This window comes from Comamonas resistens, from assembly GCF_030064165.1.
GTDB lineage: Bacteria > Pseudomonadota > Gammaproteobacteria > Burkholderiales > Burkholderiaceae_C > Comamonas > Comamonas resistens.
Genome location: NZ_CP125947.1, coordinates 5,185,603 through 5,207,221, shown reverse-complemented (window position 1 = coordinate 5,207,221; position 21,619 = coordinate 5,185,603). Strand labels below are relative to the sequence as shown.

The 21,619-nt window shown below is 61.8% G+C and carries 16 protein-coding genes; 9 read left to right on the top strand and 7 right to left on the bottom strand.

Features of this window, described 5'->3' with window-relative positions:
• Positions 1-97: 97 nt before the first annotated feature.
• From QMY55_RS24315 to QMY55_RS24305, 3 genes are all read left to right on the top strand, one after another.
• The gene (locus QMY55_RS24315) at positions 98-610 is read left to right on the top strand and encodes a pilin (protein ID WP_283486644.1); all 513 of its coding nucleotides are present in this window, start codon (positions 98-100) and stop codon (positions 608-610) included.
• Positions 611-723: 113 nt separating this feature from the next.
• Positions 724-1,863 carry a serine hydrolase domain-containing protein gene (locus QMY55_RS24310; protein WP_283486643.1) on the top strand — a complete coding sequence of 380 codons (1,140 nt, stop codon included), beginning with the start codon at positions 724-726 and terminating at the stop codon, positions 1,861-1,863.
• Positions 1,850-3,247 (top strand): sulfatase-like hydrolase/transferase, encoded by a 1,398-nt coding sequence (locus QMY55_RS24305; protein ID WP_283486642.1) that lies wholly within the window; start codon positions 1,850-1,852, stop codon positions 3,245-3,247. The genes QMY55_RS24310 and QMY55_RS24305 overlap by 14 nt, the downstream gene beginning before the upstream one ends.
• An 84-nt stretch (positions 3,248-3,331) precedes the next feature.
• Here QMY55_RS24305 and moaC read toward each other — a convergent pair whose 3' ends face one another.
• Positions 3,332-3,805, bottom strand: coding sequence for a cyclic pyranopterin monophosphate synthase MoaC (gene moaC / locus QMY55_RS24300; RefSeq protein WP_283486641.1), 474 nt, complete (start codon positions 3,803-3,805; stop codon positions 3,332-3,334).
• 203 nt (positions 3,806-4,008) lie between these two features.
• Here moaC and QMY55_RS24295 point away from each other — a divergent pair, with 203 nt between their 5' ends.
• Positions 4,009-5,670 carry a M48 family metalloprotease gene (locus QMY55_RS24295; protein WP_407650578.1) on the top strand — a complete coding sequence of 554 codons (1,662 nt, stop codon included), beginning with the start codon at positions 4,009-4,011 and terminating at the stop codon, positions 5,668-5,670.
• On the opposite strand, the gene QMY55_RS24290 is transcribed toward QMY55_RS24295, so the two are convergent.
• The 3 genes from QMY55_RS24290 to QMY55_RS24280 all read right to left on the bottom strand — a co-directional run bounded on the left by QMY55_RS24290 (position 5,629) and on the right by QMY55_RS24280 (position 7,569).
• The gene (locus QMY55_RS24290) at positions 5,629-5,979 is read right to left on the bottom strand and encodes a phage holin family protein (protein WP_283486639.1); all 351 of its coding nucleotides are present in this window, start codon (positions 5,977-5,979) and stop codon (positions 5,629-5,631) included. The two genes, QMY55_RS24295 and QMY55_RS24290, sit on opposite strands and share 42 nt — an antisense overlap.
• Before the next feature lie 217 nt (positions 5,980-6,196).
• Positions 6,197-6,670 (bottom strand): hypothetical protein, encoded by a 474-nt coding sequence (locus QMY55_RS24285; RefSeq protein ID WP_283486638.1) that lies wholly within the window; start codon positions 6,668-6,670, stop codon positions 6,197-6,199.
• 143 nt (positions 6,671-6,813) lie between these two features.
• The gene (locus tag QMY55_RS24280) at positions 6,814-7,569 is read right to left on the bottom strand and encodes a TerC family protein (protein ID WP_283486637.1); all 756 of its coding nucleotides are present in this window, start codon (positions 7,567-7,569) and stop codon (positions 6,814-6,816) included.
• A gap of 432 nt (positions 7,570-8,001) precedes the next feature.
• Between QMY55_RS24280 and QMY55_RS24275 the strand changes: the two genes are divergently transcribed.
• Complete coding sequence (locus QMY55_RS24275; RefSeq protein WP_283486636.1) at positions 8,002-8,451, top strand: DUF3717 domain-containing protein; 450 nt, start codon at positions 8,002-8,004, stop codon at positions 8,449-8,451.
• A 3-nt stretch (positions 8,452-8,454) separates the two neighbouring features.
• On the opposite strand, the gene QMY55_RS24270 is transcribed toward QMY55_RS24275, so the two are convergent.
• Entirely contained in the window at positions 8,455-9,015 is a 561-nt protein-coding gene (locus tag QMY55_RS24270; RefSeq protein ID WP_283489054.1) for a YaeQ family protein, read from the bottom strand.
• A 143-nt stretch (positions 9,016-9,158) separates the two neighbouring features.
• Entirely contained in the window at positions 9,159-10,538 is a 1,380-nt protein-coding gene (purB, locus tag QMY55_RS24265) for an adenylosuccinate lyase (protein ID WP_283486635.1), read from the bottom strand.
• 166 nt (positions 10,539-10,704) lie between these two features.
• Between purB and QMY55_RS24260 the strand changes: the two genes are divergently transcribed.
• Positions 10,705-11,322 (top strand): glutathione S-transferase family protein, encoded by a 618-nt coding sequence (locus QMY55_RS24260; RefSeq protein ID WP_283486634.1) that lies wholly within the window; start codon positions 10,705-10,707, stop codon positions 11,320-11,322.
• A gap of 366 nt (positions 11,323-11,688) precedes the next feature.
• Here the strand turns inward: QMY55_RS24260 and glnE are convergent, their stop codons facing one another.
• Positions 11,689-14,484 carry a bifunctional [glutamate--ammonia ligase]-adenylyl-L-tyrosine phosphorylase/[glutamate--ammonia-ligase] adenylyltransferase gene (gene glnE / locus QMY55_RS24255; protein WP_283486633.1) on the bottom strand — a complete coding sequence of 932 codons (2,796 nt, stop codon included), beginning with the start codon at positions 14,482-14,484 and terminating at the stop codon, positions 11,689-11,691.
• A gap of 111 nt (positions 14,485-14,595) precedes the next feature.
• Here glnE and QMY55_RS24250 point away from each other — a divergent pair, with 111 nt between their 5' ends.
• The 3 genes from QMY55_RS24250 to QMY55_RS24240 are packed head-to-tail and all read left to right on the top strand — an operon-like array spanning position 14,596 to position 21,619.
• Complete coding sequence (locus QMY55_RS24250; protein WP_283486632.1) at positions 14,596-18,723, top strand: YhdP family protein; 4,128 nt, start codon at positions 14,596-14,598, stop codon at positions 18,721-18,723.
• The gene (locus QMY55_RS24245) at positions 18,720-19,535 is read left to right on the top strand and encodes a carbon-nitrogen hydrolase family protein (protein ID WP_283486631.1); all 816 of its coding nucleotides are present in this window, start codon (positions 18,720-18,722) and stop codon (positions 19,533-19,535) included. The genes QMY55_RS24250 and QMY55_RS24245 overlap by 4 nt, the downstream gene beginning before the upstream one ends.
• Complete coding sequence (locus tag QMY55_RS24240; protein ID WP_407650576.1) at positions 19,532-21,619, top strand: two-component system sensor histidine kinase NtrB; 2,088 nt, start codon at positions 19,532-19,534, stop codon at positions 21,617-21,619. The genes QMY55_RS24245 and QMY55_RS24240 overlap by 4 nt, the downstream gene beginning before the upstream one ends.

The window sequence follows — 21,619 nt, the reverse complement described above, 5'->3', positions numbered from 1 at the left end:
AGCAAAAGTGTCAATTCGCGATGAATGTAATCTCTAAAATAACTGGCATGCTGCTTGCTTGATAAAAGTGTTACTTTATCAATCAAGGGAGTTTTTCATGAAGCGTTCCATTCAAAAGGGTTTCACCCTGATCGAACTGATGATCGTTGTGGCGATCATCGGTATTTTGGCCGCCATCGCCATTCCTCAGTACCAGACCTATGTGGCTAAGTCGCAAGTGTCGCGCGTGATGTCTGAAACAGGCTCGCTGCGCACGGCGGTTGAGGCTTGTATTCTCGATGGCAAGCTGAAGCCTGTTGCATTGGGTACTGCACCGAAGGCGGATGAGTGTGACGTGGGCGCGACCCAGAGCAATCTGCTGGGTACAGCATTAGATATCTATACTGGCCTCAATGTGTCGATCGGCGATCAGGCTACTGACGTTACTACGATTACGGCAAAGTTTGGTGGTAATGCTGCAGTGGCACTGAAGACGCAGACTTTGGTTTGGACGCGAGCTGTCTCGGGTACATGGGGCTGCCATACCACGGTTGACACAAAGTACCGCCCCGCCGGTTGCTCTGCTAGTGCCGCTGGCACTGGCTCTGGCACTGGCTCTGGCACTCCTTAATGCTGTAGCATTGATTTCTTTTTAAAACCGACTGAAAGAAGCGCCTGATTAAGGCGCTTCTTTATTTATGTGGGTCTCAATTAACCATGTTCCGGCGGTCAATCCTTTATTTCTTGTTGATCTGCGCCATCTTCCTGCCTTGGCTGGCCTGGGAGACGGATCGTAATATGGTGCGGCGCTGGGTTTATCCGCTCACAGGACATCTGGCGGAGCTGTCCACGCGCTGCGATGCTGCAACCCCTGCTTGGTTGCAAACCTTGGCGCAGCAACTTCCCACCAGGTTGGACTCCCCGGCCAACCAGATTGCGTTGGTTGACCAGTCCGGCATGCTGACCGGCTGTGTTAATGGCTGGGAAGGCCATCCCTTTTTTAGCAAGCGGGTGACAACTGATACACGCTTTCGCTTTGCCAGCCTGTCCAAATTGGTGACTTTCTTTGGCGTGACTCATGAGCAGGCTTTGGGGCAGGTAGGCTGGCTGAGCCAGCCTCTGTTTGAGGTGCTGGGGCTGACGCCTCCTTTCCGTGATCCGCGCATTGCCCAGATACAAGTGCACCACTTGCTCAATCACTCTGCGGGTTTTGACCGTCTGCGCGTCAAGGATCCCATGGTCATTGACGACCAAAAGCCCTGGTGCCCGGGGCAGCTTGAAAAATTGGCGGACACGCCGCTGCAGTTCACCCCAGGCTCACACTATGCCTATGCCAACCTGGGCTTTTGCCTGGCCGCTGTGGCCTATGAGCGGCGTATGGGCCGTAGCCTCTGGAGTGCGCTGGAGCAGGACATGCATCTATCCCGCTACGGGCTGGGTTATATGGATGAGGTGGACTCGCCCATTGCCTACAACTTTATGCACAACGAAATGCGCGGGCCGGAGTTTGTAGCACACTTTGACTGGCAGGCATTGCGCGCGCCCATGGGCATGACAGGTAGTGCCCAGGGACTGGCCCGCTTTGTGGCTGACAACCGTGCTTTGCTGGACTTTGCGCGCGGTATGCACGATCCAGGTATTCCCTGCAACGAAACCCTGTTCGAGAGCTGCATGGATGGCTTTCTGGAGCGCCGCCGGTTGGGCGATGTCACAGTATGGCAGCAGCGCGGCTATCTTTACGGCATGGCGGCGCTGTTTGTGATGGATAAGGCGGGGAACTATCTAGTTTGGTTAGGTAGTGGCGAGATAAATCCGCCCACGCTGGCCTCTGATTTCCTAGTGCGTACATTGATTGACGGAGTGAGCCAACATGCAGCACGGTAAGCAACTGGCGGGCGAGTGGAAAACCGCTAGTGCCGCGCTGGGTTCGCTGCTGCTGCCTATGCTACCGGGCTTGGCGGCAGCACTGACGCTTCAAGTCTACCGACCTTGGTTTTGGGCCGAATTTCTGCTACTGGCTCTGGCTGCGCGCGGCAGGCCGCTGTGGTTTGCGGCAGGCTTGACGGTGCTGTGGTTGGCGGATTTTCTCTTTGCTTTTGCGCAAATCAATCTGTCGTCGGACTACGGTGATGTGCTGGAGCTGTTGGGCTTTTTGCCTTATGCCAATACTAGCTGGATTCTGGCTGGTATAGCGGGCTTGGTGGCGTTGGCGGCTTGGGGCTGGCTGTGCGTGCGGGTTCACCGTATGGGTTCACCGGGACGGTCCATGTTACTGTGGGCGCTGGCGATTATGGGTGTTGCGGTGGCTGTGCCTAGGCTCGACGGCTTCAATCACACGGAGGACAAGCTTTATGGTATTCGCCAGGCGAAGTTGGCCGGATCGTGGATGTTGGATAGCCGGTTTATGCAACAGGCGATGGCTTTTTACGAAGAAGGCTATGCACCCGATGTGGGAGTATTCAGGCCGATCGCGCCGAAACAGTCCGCTGTGAGTCGGTTCAGTGATCTGAACCAAGGTGCAGCGATGCCAGACAAGCTATTGCTGGTAGTGGTCGAGTCTTGGGGCTTGGCGCGCAACGAGGTGGAAAATCAGTTCTGGCGCGATCTATGGCGTGCCCCAATTTTGCGACAACTGGATACGGGCATAGTCCATTCTCAAGGCTCAACCTTGCAGGGGGAACTTCGGGAGTTATGCGGCCTGATCCCGCAGACATTGCGTATCGATGATGTGCCGCAAGCCGAGAACTGCCTGCCCAATCGTCTGCGCACACAGGGCTGGCAAACACGGGCCTTTAACGGAGCCTCGCCCCGCATGTATCGAAACGGGAATTGGTATCCGCAAATCGGTTTTGCACAGAGATCCTTTCTGCCTGAGCTCATCGCGGATGGCAGGCTTTGTTCCAATATGCCTGGCATTTGTGACTACAGTATTACGGACCGTGTGATACAGACACTGCACGAGCCTGGGAGGCAGTTCAGCTACTGGATGACGCTTAACTCGCATACGCCCTATAAGCTGGCTGATCTAAGTTCTCCCGATGTGCCAGATCGTGTATGCCCCGTGTTGCAACTGGAGGGTGCGCGCTGTGCACATGCTGCGTTGCTGTATGACTTCATGCAGTCGCTAAAGGGGGCGTTGTTGCGTCATCCGTTGCCCGGCCTGCGTATCGTGCTGGTGGGCGATCACCAGCCCAAGTTCTTCGATGCAGACTCGCGCGATGCCTTTATTGAGGGGCAGGTTCCTTACCTAGTCATTGAGGTTGACTGAGCAGGTATCGACAGATTGGCATAAGCTTTTACCAATCCTAGCAAGCACCACCAGCTATCAAAAATGCTCAGCAGGCGGCAAACCTCAAACCGCCCAACTCCCTGACTTCCCCCCCCGTTTCTCCAGCACCCTGACCCCCCCCATTACCATCCCCTTATCCACCGCCTTGCACATATCGTAGATGGTCAGCAAACCGACCTGCACGGCGGTTAAGGCTTCCATTTCCACACCGGTCTGGCCCGTCAGCTCCACGGTGGCGGTGCAGAGGATGGAACTGGATTCGGGCTGCAGTTCAAACTCCACGGCCACGCGGGTCAGGGCCAGGGGGTGACAAAGGGGGATAAGGTCACTGGTCTTCTTGGCGGCCATGATGGCGGCGATGCGGGCTATGCCCAACACATCGCCTTTTTTGGCGGTGCCGTTTTGCACAATGGCCAGCGTCTCAGGCTTCATGGTGATACGGCCTTCGGCGACCGCTATGCGGTGGGTGGCGGGCTTGCCGCCGACGTCGACCATATGGGCCTGGCCTTGGGCATCGAAGTGGGTCAGAGAGGACATGTTTGCTTTCCGGTGAGGGGGCTGTCCGCAATGGGCAGCGCCAATAATCTTGGGGTGAGCGCCACTGCGTCCAGGCTTTACCCCGCTGTAACAGGCAGGCATGCTGCAGTGCGAATCAATCAGGGCATCATAGTAGGGTGTTGAACTGCCGGTAGCTCAGAGTCCTGAATGCTGGCAATGTCGTGATTGCCATGCCATTTTTGATGCCAAAACTGCCTAAAGCCCATACTCTGAAAGCGCTAGCAGCTTCTGTTTTGATAGCTCTTCAATGCGTTGCCCCCATGCTGCATCCCGTTCAGGCTGCAGGCCTTCCCACTCTGGGTGACGGTGCATCCTCGTTGACCACGGGTGAGGAGCGCCGACTGGGAGATTCCATCGTCAAGGAACTCTACCGTGACCCTGACTATCTGGACGACCCGGTGCTGCAGGAGTATGTGGAGGGTATCTGGCTGCATTTGCAGGATGCCGCGCGCAAGAATGGCGAGCTGTCGCAGGAGCTGGAAGAGCGTTTTGCCTGGACGTTGCTGCTGGGCAAGGACCGTCAGGTCAACGCGTTTGCGCTGCCCGGCGGCTATATGGGCGTATATCTGGGGCTGATCGGCGTCGTCAGCAGCGGGGACGAGCTGGCTTCGGTCATTGCTCACGAAACCAGCCACATCACCCAGCGCCATATTGCGCGCATGCTGTCCCAGCAGGGCAAGCAGACGCCGCTGATGCTGGCCTCCATGCTGCTGGGGGCCTTGGCAGCCACACGCAGCCCCGATGCGGCCATGGCCATCATGATGGGTGGGCCGGCCGCCGTGATGCAGAACCAGCTGAATTTCTCGCGCGCCATGGAGAGCGAGGCCGACCGCATGGGCTACAGCCTGATGGCGCCGGCAGGCTTTGCTCCCCAAGGATTTGTGAGCATGTTCGGCAAGCTGCAGCAGGCCAGCCGACTCAATGACAACGGCAGCTGGCCCTATCTGCGCAGCCACCCGCTGACCACGCAGCGTATTGCCGACATGGATTCACGCGTGCCGCCGGGCAAGCGTGCCGCTGCGCCGGCGCCCACGCTGGAGCATGTGATGATGGCGGCGCGCGCGCGCGTCATCTCCAACACCGGTGTGGATGTGCGCCGCCAGTGGGCGACGTTGCCGCGCTCGGGCAGCTTTGCTTCCTTGACGCAGGCAGAGCAGATCGGCCAGCTGTATGCGGCCACGCTCAGCGCCATCTATCTGCGCGACTGGCCGTTGGCGCGCGAGATGGTGCAGCGTTTGCTCAGTGCCACGGCGGGTAATGCCCAGGCCAATATCCAGGCCCGTTGGCTGAGTGCCGAGCTGGAATACAAGGCCGACCAGCCGCAGGCGGCGTTTGCGGCCCTGCCGCTACAGTCCAGCAATGCGCCCCAGCCTGCACCCAAGGTCACGGCCAGCGGCAATCTGGCCGGGCCACGCGAGGCCGGGCCGCGTGAGGCCGGGCCCAGTCTTGCCACCATCGATGTGGTCGAGCATGTGGCGCCGCGCAGGCCAGAATTGCTGCTGCGTGCGGATATTCTGCTCAAACTGGGTCAGGCGGCCTCTATGGCCAGCCCCTTGCAGACCTGGGTGACGGACCATCCGCGTGATGGCACGGCCTGGCAGACGCTGGCCAGGGTCTGGCGCAGCCAGGGCCAGGAGATGCGGGCCCTGCGTGCCGAGGCCGAGGCCCAGGTTGCGTACTATGACTATGCGGCAGCGGTGGACCGCTTCAAGGCCGCACAGGACCTGGCCCGCAAGGCAGGGGCCAAGGCCGATTACTTCGAGGCATCGATCATCGACACGCGCTTGCGTGCCGTGGATGAATTACTCCGGGAACAGCTGCGCGACAAGACGATCAATAAGTAAGCCCAGGGCCGAGTAGATCAGTGCGCCCAGCATGGCGGCCCAGAAGCCGGCGACATGAAAGCCGCCCAGCAGGCCCGAGGCCATCCAGAACATCAGGCCGTTGACCACAAACAGGAACAGGCCGACGGTGATGATGGTCACGGGCAGGGTCAGCACCACCAGGATGGGGCGGATGATGGTGTTGAGCAGGCCGATGACCAGGGCCGCAATCATGGCCGAGCCAAAGCTCTGGACCTGAACACCGCTATAGATATAGGCGACCCCGAGAAGAGCCGCTGCGCAAAGAAGCCATTTGACGAGGATTTTCATGCCGACCAGCATAGCAGCTGACTGCGGCAGTGGTTTGCGCTGCACGCAGCCAGGGCGTGACAAATGACACCCACGCTTCCCACTGCGTGTGGCCGTTGCCCCTGCGATAGAGGACCTGGGCGGTCACGGCGTTTTCATCTTCAGGTGGCCCGGCGATGAAAAAAGCCTTGTGCAGCTTTGGCCGCACAAGGCTTGATAGGGTCAGCGGGTGAAGGGATTAGAACGAGAGTGAGTCGTCAATCACAAAGCCCATCATGGCCGCGATGGCTGCCACGGTGCCGGGCAGATTCCAGCGGCGACCCATGGGCGCTGCCTGCGCGCTTTGCTTGGCCGGAGCGGCCTGCATCGCTTCCTGCTTGGGGCGGCGCGCATCAATGATCTGTGCCGTGCCATGCTCTTGCTGCAGCTCGGCAATCAGCTCGGTCAGCGGGCCCTTGGCCAGCACGGGCGTGACCTTGGCACCGGAGGCCGCCATCACGGGAACCAGGGCGGAAAACAGCTTGTCCGCCCACTTGCCGCGCCAGTTCTCACGGGCGCGGTGGCTGACCCACTTGCTCACGCGGTGCGTCATGCGGGGAGCGCAGGCGACCAGCAGCCAGTGGGAGGACGCCGACTGGCTGGATCCGGCCAGCGCCTCCAGCATGGGCTGGGCGTAAGCGGCATCATCAACGTAAACAATGACGGGGTTCAAAGTGTGTCCTTGCGGGCAGGGTTAAGGGATGGAGCAGTCTTGTTGAAGGCTGCTGACTTTGTTTTATTGTGATTCGTGAAGGCGCGGGCAGTTCCGCAATCCTTCACGAATTTCTGGGTTTTCACCCAGGGCTGCTCACCGCATCAGTGGGCAACAGGGGCGGGACGACGGCTGGCGATGAACTTGCCCAGAGCCAGCACCAGCAGCGCACCACCAATATGAGCGGACCAGTACAGGGTCTTGGAGATCTCGGCCAGACCTTGTGCGTCCGTCGTGCCCAGCTTGGGCATCCACAGCCACTTCTCGGTGTTGACGAACACGGGGTCGGTCACCAGCATGCCGCCCGCAATCCAGCCCAGCAGCATGCCGCCGGCCACGATGATGACGGGGAAGCGCTCCATAAGTTTGATCACCAGTTGCGAGCCCCAGACGATGATGGGCACCGAGATCAGCAGACCCAGCACGATCAGCAGCATCTGGTGTTCGCCCGAGCTTTGGGCGGCGCCAGCGATGGCGATCACGTTGTCCACGGACATCACCAGGTCGGCCACGATGATGGTCTTGATGGCGGCAAACAGGCGGTCGCTGCCTTCGATGTTGTCATGACCTTCGTCATCGGGGGCGATCAGCTTGATACCGATCCACACCAGCAGGATGGCGCCCACGACCTTCAGGAACGGCAGTTGCAGCAGCACCATCGCAAAGGCGATCAGGATGATGCGCAGGATGATGGCACCGGCGGTGCCGTAGATGATGCCCTTGCGGCGCTGCTCGGGAGGCAGCTTGCGGCAGGCCAGCGCGATCACGACCGCGTTGTCGCCGCCCAGCAGGATGTCGATGATGATGATCTGGCCCAGTGCGATCCAGAAGGGCGCATGGGTGAGAAAGTCCAGGTCCATGTGTTGTTTTCCTCGTTGTCGAATGTTTTCGGAGCAAGTGCCGGAGACGCACCGCCATTGCCGCCGATACCAAATGACCTTTGCGACATAAGCCGAAGCACCCGTCCGGGCGAGGAAAAACCTGGCTCGGGGAGTCCTTTGATCGACCGTCACGGGTCCATCAAAGGTCTTGCTCAACTGCAGCGTGACTGCAATCCGAACGGCCGGAAGCGTGAAGCTTCGTATTGACGACCGGTTCGCTGCCGACTCCTATGCGGTGCCGACTGAGCTACTCCCCTTCGAAGCTGCGGATTTCAACACAGCATGCCGCCGATGACAAGCTTCAAAACCCATCTAGTTCACAGGTTTTATATTGAATATCTGTCTTGCAGCGCTTTTGTACAAAGAGCAGGCAGCTACCAAAAATGCAGCAACCTTGCTGGCGCAGGCCTCATGGCAGCGGCTTATGATGCCTGCTCCATGACTGCCATTCACATCACCGACATCGAAGCGGCCATCAATTACTGGCGAGGCCGAGCCCCGTCACCCGACGGCGTGCTGATGGCGCCCGAGGTCAAGGCCCTGGCCGAGGTGTATGCGCTGATGATCCATGCACGCGAGTCCGAGGTGGCCGTGGAGGGCTTCCCGTCACATGCCATGGCGGCCTGGCTGGTCTGGTTCGAAACCATGCCTGATACGCCTTGCATCGCCATCTGCTCCACCAGCCAGGGCGATGAAAAATGCAAGGGCTGCGGCCGCAGTTTTGACGAGGTGCAGCACTGGACGGCCATGGAGCCTGCCGAGAAGCGCGCCGTATGGCGCCGCATCACAATCGAGGGCGATTCCTGGCGCTTCAACCGCTATGCCGAGCGCGCGGCGGAACGGCGTGGCCAGAGCTTCTAAGGCTTATTTCCAGCGCGTGGGCTCGACAAACACCGTGCCCAGATTGCTCGACAGCGTGAGCTGCCCTTCCTGGATCGTGGCCTGCAGCTGCATGCTGCGCTCGGCCAGGCTGCCCAGTTGCTGGGCGATGTCGGAGTCGATGTAGAGCACTTCCAGCTTGTCCTGGCGGCCTACCTTGCCTTCAAGGCCTTTCCACCAGACATGGGAAGCGTGGTGGAAGGGGTAGACCAGCACATGGTCGGACTTGTTGCAGGCCTTGGTGATGGGCTTTTCGTCGGGCTGGCCGACTTCGATCCACAGGCGCTTCTGGCCGGTGTAGTCGGTGATGTGCACATCGGGATCATCAGGGTTGGACAGGCCGATACCAAAGCCCAGCGTGCCGTCGCCATTGCACAGATCCTGCAACTGGTGGGCATTGAGCGCCAGGGCCACGAGCCGCACCATCATGCGCTCATCGGTCTCGCTGGGATGGCGCGCCAGGGTCAGGTTGTGGTCGGCGTAGTAGTTGTGGTCGATGTCGGCGATCGACAGATTGGCTTTGAAGATGGTGGACTTGATGGCCATGGCGGTGGGCAGCGCTGCCCGCAGGCAGTCCGAAAAATGGAAAAACAGATTCAAAAACAAGAGCTGCCAGCGCCAATCAATCTTGGCTTTGGCAGCTCTTTGATGCTGAAGCGCTTGAATATCAAGCGCTGACAGCTATCTTTTTAGACGCGCTTGGCCAGCTCGGCAGCTTTGCCGATATAGGAAGCAGGCGTCATGGCCAGCAGACGGTCCTTGTCGGCCTGGGGGATTTCCAGACCGTTGATCAGGCGGTGCAGGTCTTCGGCCAGCACGGTCTTGCCGCGTGTGACCTCCTTGAGCTTTTCGTAGGCACCCTGCACGCCATAGCGGCGCATCACGGTCTGGATGGGCTCGGCCAGCACTTCCCAGGCGTGGTTCAGGTCGTCCTGCAGGCGCTCTTCGTTGAGTTCAAGCTTGTTCAGGCCGGTCATCAGCGAGGCGTAGGCCAGCGTGGTGTAGCCGAAGGCCACGCCGATGTTGCGCAGCACGGTGGAGTCGGTCAGGTCACGCTGCCAGCGGCTGATGGGCAGCTTCTCGGCCAGATGCTTGAGCATGGCGTTGGCCATGCCCAGATTGCCTTCGCAGTTCTCGAAGTCGATGGGGTTGACCTTGTGGGGCATGGTCGAAGAACCGATCTCGCCGGCCTTCAGGCGTTGCTTGAAGAAGCCCAGGGACACATAGCCCCAGATGTCGCGCGACAGGTCGATCAGGATGGTGTTGGTGCGGGCCATCGCGTCGAACAGCTCGGCCATGTAGTCATGGGGCTCGATCTGGATGGAGTAGGGCTGGAAGCTGATGCCCAGACCCTTGGGCTCGGCGGATTCCACCACGTTCTTGCTGAAGGCTTCCCAGTCGAACTCGGGCCAGGCCGACAGGTGGGCGTTGTAGTTGCCCACGGCGCCGTTCATCTTGCCCAGAATCTTCACGCCGGCGATGTTGGCGGCGGCCTTTTGCAGACGCACGACCACGTTGGCCAGTTCCTTGCCCACGGTGGTGGGAGAGGCCGTCTGGCCGTGCGTGCGGCTGAGCATGGGCACTTCGGCGTAGAGGTGAGCCATCTCGCGCAGCTTGGCGATGATGCCGTCGATGGCGGGCAGCAGCACGGTGTCGCGGCCGACGCGGATCTGCAGGGCGTGGCTGGTGTTGTTGATGTCTTCGCTGGTGCAGGCAAAGTGCACGAACTCGGCGGCCTTTTGCAGCTCGGCGCGGCCGTCGAACTTGGACTTGATCCAGTACTCCACGGCCTTGACGTCGTGGTTGGTGGTCTTTTCGATGGCCTTGATGGCGTCTGCGTCGGCTTCGGAGAAGTTGGCGACCAGCGCGTGCAGATAGTCACGCGATTCGGGCGACAGCGCGGGGAATTCGGCAAAGCCGGCATCGGACAGGGCGATGAACCAGGTCACCTCGACCTGAACACGGCGGTGCATATAGCCGTATTCGCTCATGATGGGGCGCAGTGCGGACAGCTTGGCGGCGTAGCGGCCGTCCAAGGGAGAGATGGCGGTGAGGGAGGACAGGTTCATGGTGGCGCAATTGTAGGTGCGCCGCATCAGTCGCACGCAGCGCTGGGTTGCTCGGCGGCCGTGGCTGGCATGCAAGCCCTTTGCGGCAGCAGCCGTGCCGTCATGCCAGCGCATAGAATCATCGCACCGGCCCGTCGCCGGTGACTCGTGTCATGGAACCGCTGCTATGAAACTAATAGGCTCCACCACCAGCCCCTTTGTGCGCAAAGTCCGCGTCGTGCTGGCCGAAAAGAAGCTGGACTATCAATTCGTCGAAGAGAACCCTTGGGAGGAAGCGCTTTCACCCGGTACGGGCAATCCTCTGGGCAAGGTGCCGCGTCTGGTGATGGACGGCACGGAGGCGATGTTCGACTCGCGCGTCATCGTCGAATATCTGGACACACTTTCGCCGGTCGGCAAGCTGATTCCGGGCACGGGCCGCGAGCGCGCCGAGGTCAAGACCTGGGAGGCGCTGGCCGACGGCATGCTGGACGCTGCGGTTCTGGTGCGGCTGGAGGCCACCTGGCCCGGCCGCAGCGCCGAGCAGCGCAGCCAGGCCTGGATGGACCGCCAGATGGGCAAGGTCAAGGCGGCGCTGAAAGTCATGTCCCAGGGACTGGGCGACAAGCCGTTCTGTTGCGGCGGCACGCATCTGACGCTGGCCGATATCAGCGTCTGCTGCGCGCTGGCCTGGCTGGATTTCCGCTTTCCAGAGCTGGACTGGCGTGCAGATCACCCCAATCTCGACGCCTTGCTGAAAAAAATCGGCTCCCGCCCCAGCTTTGTCAATACGGTTCCACAGTAGGGGCGGTGCTTGACAGCATGAAAAAGGCCACCTGACGGTGGCCTTTTTGCTGGCATAAAAAAGTTGCGAAGCATCCCGAAACGAATTAAGAGAGGGAGGGAGGAGAAGCGCTCCGGGGTTTCTTCAATGGATTGACCCAAGGGCTTCGCAACATGAAATTGGGGGAGCAGGTCTCTCGAATTCGCTGCACCTGTCTATCAGATGAGACACTGTTGCAGAAGTTCCAGCCCTGATGGGTGATATTTTTGTAACAGTTTGGTGCTGACCTGCAGGTCCCTTGTAAGCATTTTTTGATGAATGCTGCCAGTGCCTAAAAAACAGGCATGTCTGCACGCCTGTTTTCGGGGCCAGGCCATCGCCGAGCCGTCAAATTGGGCTATCGAATACGGATTGCCACAAGGCCAGCACCGCGTCGCATTGGGCTTGGGCCTGATCCTGCTCCAGCTGGCCCGAGCGCTCATCGAGCCGAGCCACGTGCTGCAGGCGGCGCAGTTCACGGTAGGCCTTGGCGGCCTCGTAACCCACCGATTTGGGCAGCAGGCCCGCGTCTTCGGCGCGCTGCAGCAAGGCGATATTGCCCACGTTGGCGATCAGCTCGCGGTGCTTGCCCGAATGGGCCAGCACCAGATACTGCACGGCAAACTCCACGTCCACCATACCGCCGGGGCTGTGCTTGACGTCGAACAGGCCGCCGCGCACCGGATGCGCGCTGCGCACCCGCTCGCGCATGGTCTTGATCTCGCTGCGCAGCGCCGCGGCGTCACGCGGGGCGGTGATGACGGACTCGCGCACGGCATCAAAGCGCTGGTGCAGATGCAGATCGGTCACAGGCCCGCCTGCCGGGGACGGGAAGTCACGGCTGCCCAAGACGAAGCGGGCGCGGGTCATGGCCTGGTGTTCCCAGGTCCAGGCGGTATTGCTGCCGCGCTGCTGCTGGTAGTTGGCATAGGACTCGAAGCTGGTGACCAGCAGGCCCGAGTTGCCGTTGGGCCGCAGCGCGGTGTCGATCTCGAACAGATCGCCTTCGCCGGTTTTCACCGTGAGCCAGTTGATGAGCTTGCGCACATAGGCCGCATAGACCTCGGGAGCGCGTTCGTCGTCGTCGTCAAAGACAAAGACGATGTCCAGGTCGCTGCCATAGCCGAGCTCCTTGCCGCCCAGCTTGCCGTAACCCACGATGCCGAAGCGTGGTGTTTCGCGGTGGCGGTTTTTCAGGCGATCCCAGCACCATTGGGCCGTGACGCGCAGCAGGCTGTCGGCCAGGGCGCTGAGGTCGTCGGCGACCTGCTCGACGGTGATGCGGCCCTCGATATCGCGTGCCAGCGTGCGAAAGACCTCGGCATGGTGGGCGCGGCGCAGCAGATTGAGCAGGGTTTCGTCATCGTCTTCGCCTGTGGACTGCAGTGCAGCCAGGCGCAGGGCTAGTTCATGCTCGAAGTCTGCGGCGACAAAGCGCTCCTTGAAGATGGCGTCGCTGGCCAGCTCGTCGATCACACCGGGGTGCTGTTGCAGATAGCGGGCCGGCCAGCGCGCAGCACCCAAAAGATGTAGCAGTCTTTCATGGACTGCCGGGCGCTCCAGCAGCAACGCGAGGTAGCTTTCGCGGCGCAGCAGCGGCTCCAGCCAGTTCAGAAAGCGCCTGGCGGCTTCTTCGCTGGCCTGGCCTCGCTCCACCCATTGAGCCGTGCGCTCCACCAGACGGAACAAGCGGGCGCGGGCCTCATCGCGCAGGCCGGTGATGCGTGCGTTGCTGCGCCAGTCGGCCACCTGACCCGCCAATGAGGGCGGCAGCAGCTCAATCATGTCTTCGATTTCCTGCGGCGAGGGCGTTTCCCCGGCGGCTTTGGCCGAGCTGCACCTGCCGTTGCTGCATTGCTGGGCGTCGCCGCCGAGCAAGGTGTCGAATTCCTGGGCTACCAGTTCACGGTGCTCGTCAAGCTGATGCAAAAAGGCGCAGGCGTCAGGGAAGCCCATGGTGCGGGCAATCCACAGCAGATCGTCATCGCGCGTGGGCAGCACATGGGTCTGCTGGTCGTCCAGGTACTGGATGCGGTGCTCCACCTGACGCAAGAAGGTATAGGCCTGAGCCAGGGCGCCGGCAATCTCCTCGCTCATGAGGTTGGCGCGCACCAGGCGCTGCAGGGCTTCCAGCGTGGGGCGGCAGCGCAGCTCGGGGAACTGACCGCCGCGCACCACCTGCAGCAGTTGCACGATGAATTCGATTTCGCGGATGCCGCCGCGCGAGAGCTTGACGTCGTTGGCACGCTCGGGGTGGCCGGCGCTGCGCTTGGCGGCATGTTCGCGGATCTGGCGGTGCAGGCTGCGCAGCGAATCGAACACCGAGTAGTCGAGGTAGCGCCGGAAGACAAAGGGCAGCACCACGCCGCGCAGAGCCTGCACATTGGGCGTCTGGATATCGGCCTGCGGCGCCACGATGCGGCTCTTGAGCCAGGCAAAGCGCTCCCATTCGCGGCCATGGATCTGCAGGTATTCCTCCAGCGACGCCAGGGATACGGCAGGAGCGCCCGAGTTGCCATTGGGCCGCAGGGCCAGGTCCACACGGAAGACGAAACCGTGCTCGGTGGTGTCGCCGATCAGGGCGTAGATGCCTTTGACGGCGCGGCCGAAGTACTCGTGATTGGAGATCACGCCACGGCCGTCGGTCTGGCCTGCAGTCTCGCCGTCATGCTCGTAGACATAGATGAGGTCGATGTCGCTGGAGACATTGAGCTCGCGTGCGCCCAGCTTGCCCATGCCTATGACCCATAGCTGCACGTTCTGGCCGTCCGGGCCGCACGGCGCGCCATGGCGGGCATCGAGTTCGTTGCGAACCTGGACGCTTGCACGGTCCAGGGCCAGCTCGGCCAGCTCGGTGACTGCCTTGACCACTACGGAAAGAGGAGCGCTTTGTTCGCAGTCAAGAACAATGCAGCGCTCCATGACCAGCTGGCGCAGCACGCGCAGCGCGGCAGAGAGGTCCAGACCGCGGGCCTGCAGCGTGCTCAGTGCCTGCTCCATCAAGGCGCGGTCGGGAGGGCCTGGGGGCAAGGCATCAAACCAGTTCTCGTAGCGGCGGTGAAGACGCTGCACAAAGCGCGAGTACTGGGCCGGGGACGACACATTGAGGGCTTGTTCTGCCATTGCTTGCTCTGGGGACTGCATACGGACCGTTAAAAATGGTGTCCAGCAAGTGGTAAACCAGCTTGGCAACGTATGGTTACCAAAATGCGCGTCAAGGCGCCGGTCATAATTCCTGCCATTGCTGGGCCGCTGATGATCGAACCGAAACCTCTCCCATCTCGCCATATCCACCGGCTGGCCAGCCTGGCACGGTGGTCGCTGAGACTGGTGCTGGGCCTGTGGCTGATGCTGGCCGTTATCTGGGGGGTGCTCCAGTTCTGGATTGTGCCGCGAATCAATGAGTGGCGCCCCGAGCTGGAATCCCTGGCCTCACGCAGTCTGGGTATACCCGTCACCATCGGTTCGCTGGCGGCGCACAGCGACGGCTTGATGCCTGCGGTTGAGCTGGCGGATGTGGTTCTGCATGACCCGGACAGCCAGAGCAAGGCCTTGCAACTGCCCAAGGTGGTGGTCGCCGTATCCGCACGTTCGCTGATGACCCTGGGTGTGGAGCAGATTTATGTCGAGGCTCCTGAGCTGACCGTGCGCCGCAATGCCAACGGCGTGATCTCGGTGGCGGGCATTGCGCTTTCCGACAGCTCGGACAGCAGCACCGATGGCAATGCGGACTGGATTTTTTCCCAACCCGAAATTGCCATACGCCATGGACGGCTGGAATGGGTGGATGAAATGCTGTCCGCCCCGCCGCTGGCGCTGAGCGAGGTGGATCTGGTGTTGCGCAGCAAGGGCTGGACGCATTCGCTGCGGCTGGATGCCACCCCGCCGCAGGACTGGGGCCAGCGCTTTACCGTCATGGGAAACTTCAAGGAGCCGCTGCTGTCAGTGCACTCGGGCCAGACCCAGCGCTGGAGTGGTCAGACTTTTTTGGATTTCAGCCATGTCGATCTGTCGCAGCTGGGGCACTACCTGAGTCCGCAGGACTGGCGGCTGCAGCAGGGCAAGGGCTCCGTGCGTGCCTGGGTGGATATCGCCCGTGGTCAAGCTGTGGGGGCGGTGGCCGATGTGGCGGTGCAGGCCTTCGAGCTGAAATGGAAGGACAAGCCCGAGCCGCTGGCGCTGCAGGCGCTCAAGGGAAGGCTGCGCGCCAGCCAGCGCGATGGTTATCAGTTCTCCGTGCAGGGGCTGGAATTCACTGCCAGCGATGGCTTGCACTGGCCGCGCGGGGATTTCCGCCTGAGCTACTTTCCGACAGGGACGGCTGGCCAGGGCAGCGGCGGCGAGCATGGCCAGGTGCAGGCCGACGGGATTGAGCTGGCCATTGCTGCCCAGCTGGCGCAGCGTCTGCCCGTGCCGCAAGCTGTGCTGCATCAGTTGCAGGTCTTGCAGCCCAGCGGCCAGTTGCAGCAGATCCAATTTTCCTGGCGTGGTCCGCTGGAGCATCCCGAGCACTACAAGGCTTCGGGCCAGCTGCATCAACTGGGCTTGCATGCCCAGCCTTCCAACGATGGGCCGCACAGCATCGGCGTGCCCGGGGTACAGAGCCTGAGCGGCAGCTTCAAGCTCGACCAGGACGGCGGTGAGGCCACGCTGACGAAGTCACCCGGTGTGGAGCGGGCCATGATGAGCTTCCCCGGTGTGTTCGAAGATCCCGACGTGCCGTTGGACCAGCTGGAGGCCAGCTTGCGCTGGCAGTTGCAGGACCAGGGCCGTGCCATCAAGGTGCAGGTGCCCAGGCTGCGCTTTGCCAACGAAGACACGGCAGGCCAGGCTCAGGCGAGCTGGCAGACCGGCGCCGGCACGGATGCGCAGCCGCGCTTTCCTGGCCTGCTGGACCTGCAGGGGCAACTGAGCCGGGCCAATGGCGCGCGCATTCACCGCTATCTGCCCAGAGACCTGGGGCAGGATGCACTGCGCTATGTGCGCGAGTCCATCACATCGGGCCAGGCCAGCGCGGTGAACTTTCGCGTCAAGGGTGAGCTGGACCATGTGCCGTTCGAGAAACCCGGTCAGGGCGAATTTCACATCAGTGCCCAGGTACGTGATGTGAACTACCAGTTTGTACCCGACTACCTGCTGAGCCCCGGAGAAAAGTCCTGGCCGCCGCTGACCAGGCTGTCCGGGGAGCTGGTCTTCGACCGCAATTCCATGAGCGTGCGCAAGGCCAAGGGATTCCTGGGGCATACCGCCATCGTGGTGGAAGAGGCCCAGGCCGGCGTGGCCGACTGGAATCTGACCGAGGTGGAAGTGGCTGCCAAGGCCAATGGCCCTCTCAACGAGATGCTGAAAGTGGTGCAAATGTCCGCCCTGTCTGCGCTGACAGCTCATGTTTTGGATAGCTCCCGCGCGACGGGAGAAGGGCGGCTCAAGCTCAATCTGCATCTGCCTACCTCGCATATGGAGCGCAGCAAGGTGCAGGGCGAGATCACGCTGGCAGGCAATTCCCTGCAACTGATGCCCGAAGTGCCAGTGCTGGCCAATGCGCGCGGCAACGTGCTGTTCTCCGAAGGCGGTTTTCAGCTGCAGAACGTGCAGGCCAGGGCATTAGGGGGCGATGTGCGTATCGAGGGCGGCATGAAGTCCGGCAAGGATCCGGTGCTGGTGCGCGTCGAGGGTCTGGCCACGGCCCAGGGCCTGCGCGATGCCAAGGAGCTGGAGGGCCTGCCGGTGCTGGCCCAGCATCTGAAGGGGCAAGCGCGCTATGGCTTGCAGATCAAGGTGCTGCACGATGTGCCCGAGATCGAGCTGCAATCGGACCTGGTGGGCATGGGCGTGCAACTGCCTGCACCCATGGGCAAGCAGGCAGAAGCGGCGTTGCCGCTGCGTATCAGCCGCACAGTGGCGGCTGTTGCCAAGCCGCAGAGCGATCAGATCAGTCTGCAATGGGGCAAGGCAGCGGTGGCGCTGATCGAGCGCGATATCAGCGCGGCCAGCCCGCGTCTGCTGCGTGGACAGATTCAGGTGGGGGAGGCGGTTGCTGCTACGCCCAGCTTGCCATCCTCGGGCCTGCAGGCGAGCGTGCAGCTGCCAACGCTGGATCTGGATGCCTGGACCCATCTGCTGCCCGACGATGCGGCAGGTAGCGAATCCACTGCTGGCGGCACACCCAATGCGCCATGGAGCGATTGGCTGCCGCAGCAATTGATGCTCAAAGCCGGCGAGGTCAAGCTGCATGAGCGCAAATTGCACGATGTGTCCCTGCAGCTCAGCCGCTCGGGCAAGGTCTGGAGCAACCAGATTCAGGCGCGTGAACTGGCGGGACGCATTGACTATCACGAGGCATCGCCTCAGGAGCCTGGCGGGCTGGTAGTGGCCAAGCTGGCACGGTTGACCGTACCCGAAGGGCCTGACAATGGGCTGGACAGCCCTGCCGGACCTGCCGATAACTCCTTGCGCGAGCTGCCCGCGCTGAAGATCAGCGTGGACGATCTCCAACTGGGCAAACGCTCTTTGGGCAGTGTGGATGTGCAGGCCCGCAACCGCTGGCTGACCGTAGGGCCGGGGCTGCGCGAATGGGAGCTGTCGCGCTTCAATATCAGCACGCCCGAGGCGGTGCTGACCGCCAAGGGCTTCTGGAGCGTGAGCTCTGCCGATCACAAGCATCCTGGTCAGACCCAGCTGCAGTTTCAGCTCAATCTGCGCGATGTGGGCAAGCTGCTCAACCGTTTCGAGATGCCTGGCGTGGTGGCCAATGGCCAGGGCAGCCTGCAGGGCGATATCAGCTGGACGGGATCGCCGGTGACGCCGGACTTCAAGACACTGTCCGGAGTGGTGCATCTGGATGTGCAAAAAGGCCGCTTCCTCAAGGCCGAACCCGGTCTGGCCAAGCTGCTGGGCGTGCTGAGCCTGCAATCGTTGCCCAGGCGGCTGACGCTGGACTTCCGCGATGTGTTCAGCAACGGCTTCTCGTTTGACTTCATGCGCGGAGATGTCAACATCACAAAGGGCATTGCCAAGACCAACAATATGCAGATGAAGGGGGTGAATGCGGCGGTGCTGATGGAGGGCGTGGCCGACATCGACAAGGAAACCCAGGATCTGCATGTGGTGGTGGTGCCCGAGATCAACGCGCTGTCGGCCTCCTTGGTGGCCACGGCCATCAACCCGCTGGTGGGGCTGAGCAGCTTTCTGGCACAGATGGTGCTGCGTGGGCCGCTGATTGCAGCCACGACCAAGGAGCTGCGCGTGCATGGCAGCTGGGAAGACCCGCAGGTGACCGAGCTGCCGCGCCGTAAAACGCCCAGGGATGCTGCGGCTGACAAGGCACCGATGGGAGTGCCTGCCGAGCCCGCAGCCCCTGTCGAGAAGGAGGAAACGCCATGAAAATCGCCGCATTGCAAATGGTCTCCGGCATTCAGCTGCAGTCCAATCTGGCCCAGGCGCGCCAACTGATGGAGCAGGCCGCCAGCCTGGGGGCCGAGCTGGTGGTGCTGCCCGAATATTTCTGCGCCATGGGTGCCAGGGACACGGACAAGATTGCCTATTGCGAAGCCTTCGGCGTGGGGCCCATCCAGGACTTCATGGCCCGGGCCGCCAGGGAGCTGCGGCTGTGGGTGGTGGCAGGAACCTTGCCGCTGCAGGCCGATGACGCGCAGCATGTGCTCAACACCAGCCTGGTCTACTCGCCGCAGGGCGACTGTGTCGCCCGCTACGACAAGATTCATCTGTTCCGCTTCGACAACGGACGCGAGCATTACGCCGAGTCCGATGTGGTGCAGGCCGGTGCGCAGCCCGTGGTCTGCGATATCAAGGCCAGAAATGGTGAGGTCTGGCGTCTGGGCTTGAGTGTTTGCTATGACCTTCGCTTTCCCGAGCTTTACCGCATGCTCAGCGCGCAGGGCGCGGACCTGCTGCTGGTGCCCAGTGCCTTTACCCACACCACGGGCCAGGCGCACTGGGAGATTCTGCTGCGTGCCCGTGCGATCGAAAACCAGGCCTATGTGCTGGCGCCGGGCCAGGGTGGGGTGCATGAAAATGGCCGCAGAACCTGGGGGCACAGCCTGCTGATAGACCCCTGGGGTGAGGTGATGGCGCTACAAGCCAGCGGCGCCGGCGTGGTGCTGGGAAGCCTCAGTCGTGAACGGATGCAGCAAGTGCGGCAACAATTGCCTGCTCTGACCCATCGCGTGCTGTGAACCCCTCTTCCGAAACCCATTCCTCTTCCCCCGACCCGTTTGAGCGACATCTCGCCCGCTGGCCCTGGCGTCGCTGGCGTCTGGCCTGGCGTCGCTGGTCGCTCTGGAGCGTGCTGGTGGCGCTGGTCGTCAGCATGTTGGTCACGATGGTGTGGCTGGCGGGGCGCTATGAAGCCACGCAGGTGCAGGAAAAGCTGGAGCGCGACACGGCCAATGCGGTGGGCGATGTACGCGCGGCACTGAGCCGGAACCTGCAGGATCTGCAGGCCCTGAATGCCCACAGCGTCGATGCCAACACCTGGCGCGCTCATGCCAGCGAGATGCTGCAGCAGCGCCGCGAGCTCATGCGTATCGAATGGCGCGGCATGGATATGCGCCTGCAGGCCCATGCGGAGACGCCATACCGTACCGTGCCCTGGGAGGATGAAAAGCATGGCACGGAACTGCACTCGGCGGAGATGCTGACCTGCACCCAGGCACGCCGTTTCAACGGCCCCAGCTATTCGCCCAGCCGCTTTCAGTTGCTCGGCGATGGTCTTGGCACGGAAACCATGCTGGTCTGCATGCCGCTGACGGAAAACGGCCATGTGGTGGGTTATGTGCTGGGCACTTACAGCCTGCACGGCATCCTGGTCAGCCATGTAGGCAAGGCGCTACCGCGCACGCAGGAAGTCTCGTTCACCGAGCCTGACGGCACCCGGCTGGCGCTGGTGGGCGCGGCCTGGCGCGGCTCGCGCATGTTCACGGCCCAGCAGCTGCTGGACCTGCCCGGCAGCACCTTGGTGTTGCGTATGGACAGCTGGCACCATGCGCCCAGCGTCTTTCCCAATGTGATGACGGCGCTGGTCACCGCCATGTCGATTGCCTTGATCTCGGTGTTGGTGGTGCTGGTGCGTGACAACCGCCGCCGCCTGCGTGCCGAGCGTGATCTGGGTGACGCGCTGGCCTTTCGCAAGGCCATGGAGGACTCGCTGGTCACGGGCATGCGAGCACGCGACCTGCAGGGGCGCATCACCTATGTGAATCCGGCGTTTTGCAATATGGTTGGTTTTTCGGCAGAAGAACTGCTGGGCCTGAGCGTTGCCCCTTACTGGCCGCCGGAGCTGGCCGAGGAGTACACCCAGCGCCGGGACAACCGTCTCTCCGGCGCATCGCCTCCACCGCGAGAAGGACATGAAAGCGTGTTCATGCGAAAGGACGGTTCGCGCTTTCCGGTGCTGATCTTCGAGGCACCGCTGATCAATGCCCAGGGCATGCATACGGGCTGGATGAGTGCCTTCATCGATATCAGCGAGCAGCGCCGCATGGAGGAGCTTTCACGCGCCTCGCAGGAGCGTCTGCAGGCCACGGCCAGACTGGCCACCGTCGGCGAGATGGCGTCCATGCTCAGTCATGAGCTGACGCAGCCGCTGGTGGCCATCTCCAGCTACGCCGCAGGTTCGCTCAATATGCTCAAGCATGAGGCAGGGGTCAGCAGTGCCGAGAGCCAGCTCAAGGATTTGAGCATGGCGATGGAGCGTATTGGCGACCAGGCCGAGCGTGCGGGCCGTGTCATCAAGAGCGTGCGTGATTTCGTGCGTCGCCGTGACAAATCGCGGGAGGTTGTACCCCCGGCGGAGCTCATCGATGCCGTCATGCCGCTGGTGCAATTGCAGGCACACAAGCTGCGCGTCAAGGTGCAGGTGGAGCTGGAGCCTGGTCTGCCCAGCGTGCTCTGCGACCTGACCATGGTGGAGCAGGTATTGCTCAATCTGGCACGCAACGGCATGCAGGCCATGGACCTGCCGGAGCTCAAGGAGCGCGTATTAACCTTGCGCGTGCGGCAAGCCCCTCAAGAGCAGCAGGAGCCGCGTTGGGTAGAATTTTCAGTCATGGACTGTGGCGTCGGCATTCCCAAGGAAGTGGCCGAACAGCTGTTCACCCCCTTTTTCACCACGCGCGCCGAGGGCATGGGCCTGGGTTTGAGCCTGTGCCGCACCGTGGTGGAGCAACATGGTGGTCATCTTGACTATCGCCCCCACCTCCCTTCGGGCACGGAGTTCATATTCACGCTGCCAGCCCATAGGGATGCAAGGCAGAACTGA

Coding starts and splice junctions, on each gene's coding strand:
- QMY55_RS24315 (WP_283486644.1), top strand. CDS start 98: ATGAAGCGTTCCATTCAAAAGGGTTTCACCCTGATCGAACTGATGATC.
- QMY55_RS24305 (WP_283486642.1), top strand. CDS start 1,850: ATGCAGCACGGTAAGCAACTGGCGGGCGAGTGGAAAACCGCTAGTGCC.
- moaC (WP_283486641.1), bottom strand. CDS start 3,805: ATGTCCTCTCTGACCCACTTCGATGCCCAAGGCCAGGCCCATATGGTC.
- QMY55_RS24295 (WP_407650578.1), top strand. CDS start 4,009: ATGCCAAAACTGCCTAAAGCCCATACTCTGAAAGCGCTAGCAGCTTCT.
- QMY55_RS24290 (WP_283486639.1), bottom strand. CDS start 5,979: ATGAAAATCCTCGTCAAATGGCTTCTTTGCGCAGCGGCTCTTCTCGGG.
- QMY55_RS24280 (WP_283486637.1), bottom strand. CDS start 7,569: ATGGACCTGGACTTTCTCACCCATGCGCCCTTCTGGATCGCACTGGGC.
- QMY55_RS24275 (WP_283486636.1), top strand. CDS start 8,002: ATGGCAGCGGCTTATGATGCCTGCTCCATGACTGCCATTCACATCACC.
- QMY55_RS24270 (WP_283489054.1), bottom strand. CDS start 9,015: ATGGCCATCAAGTCCACCATCTTCAAAGCCAATCTGTCGATCGCCGAC.
- purB (WP_283486635.1), bottom strand. CDS start 10,538: ATGAACCTGTCCTCCCTCACCGCCATCTCTCCCTTGGACGGCCGCTAC.
- QMY55_RS24260 (WP_283486634.1), top strand. CDS start 10,705: ATGAAACTAATAGGCTCCACCACCAGCCCCTTTGTGCGCAAAGTCCGC.
- glnE (WP_283486633.1), bottom strand. CDS start 14,484: ATGCAGTCCCCAGAGCAAGCAATGGCAGAACAAGCCCTCAATGTGTCG.
- QMY55_RS24250 (WP_283486632.1), top strand. CDS start 14,596: ATGATCGAACCGAAACCTCTCCCATCTCGCCATATCCACCGGCTGGCC.
- QMY55_RS24245 (WP_283486631.1), top strand. CDS start 18,720: ATGAAAATCGCCGCATTGCAAATGGTCTCCGGCATTCAGCTGCAGTCC.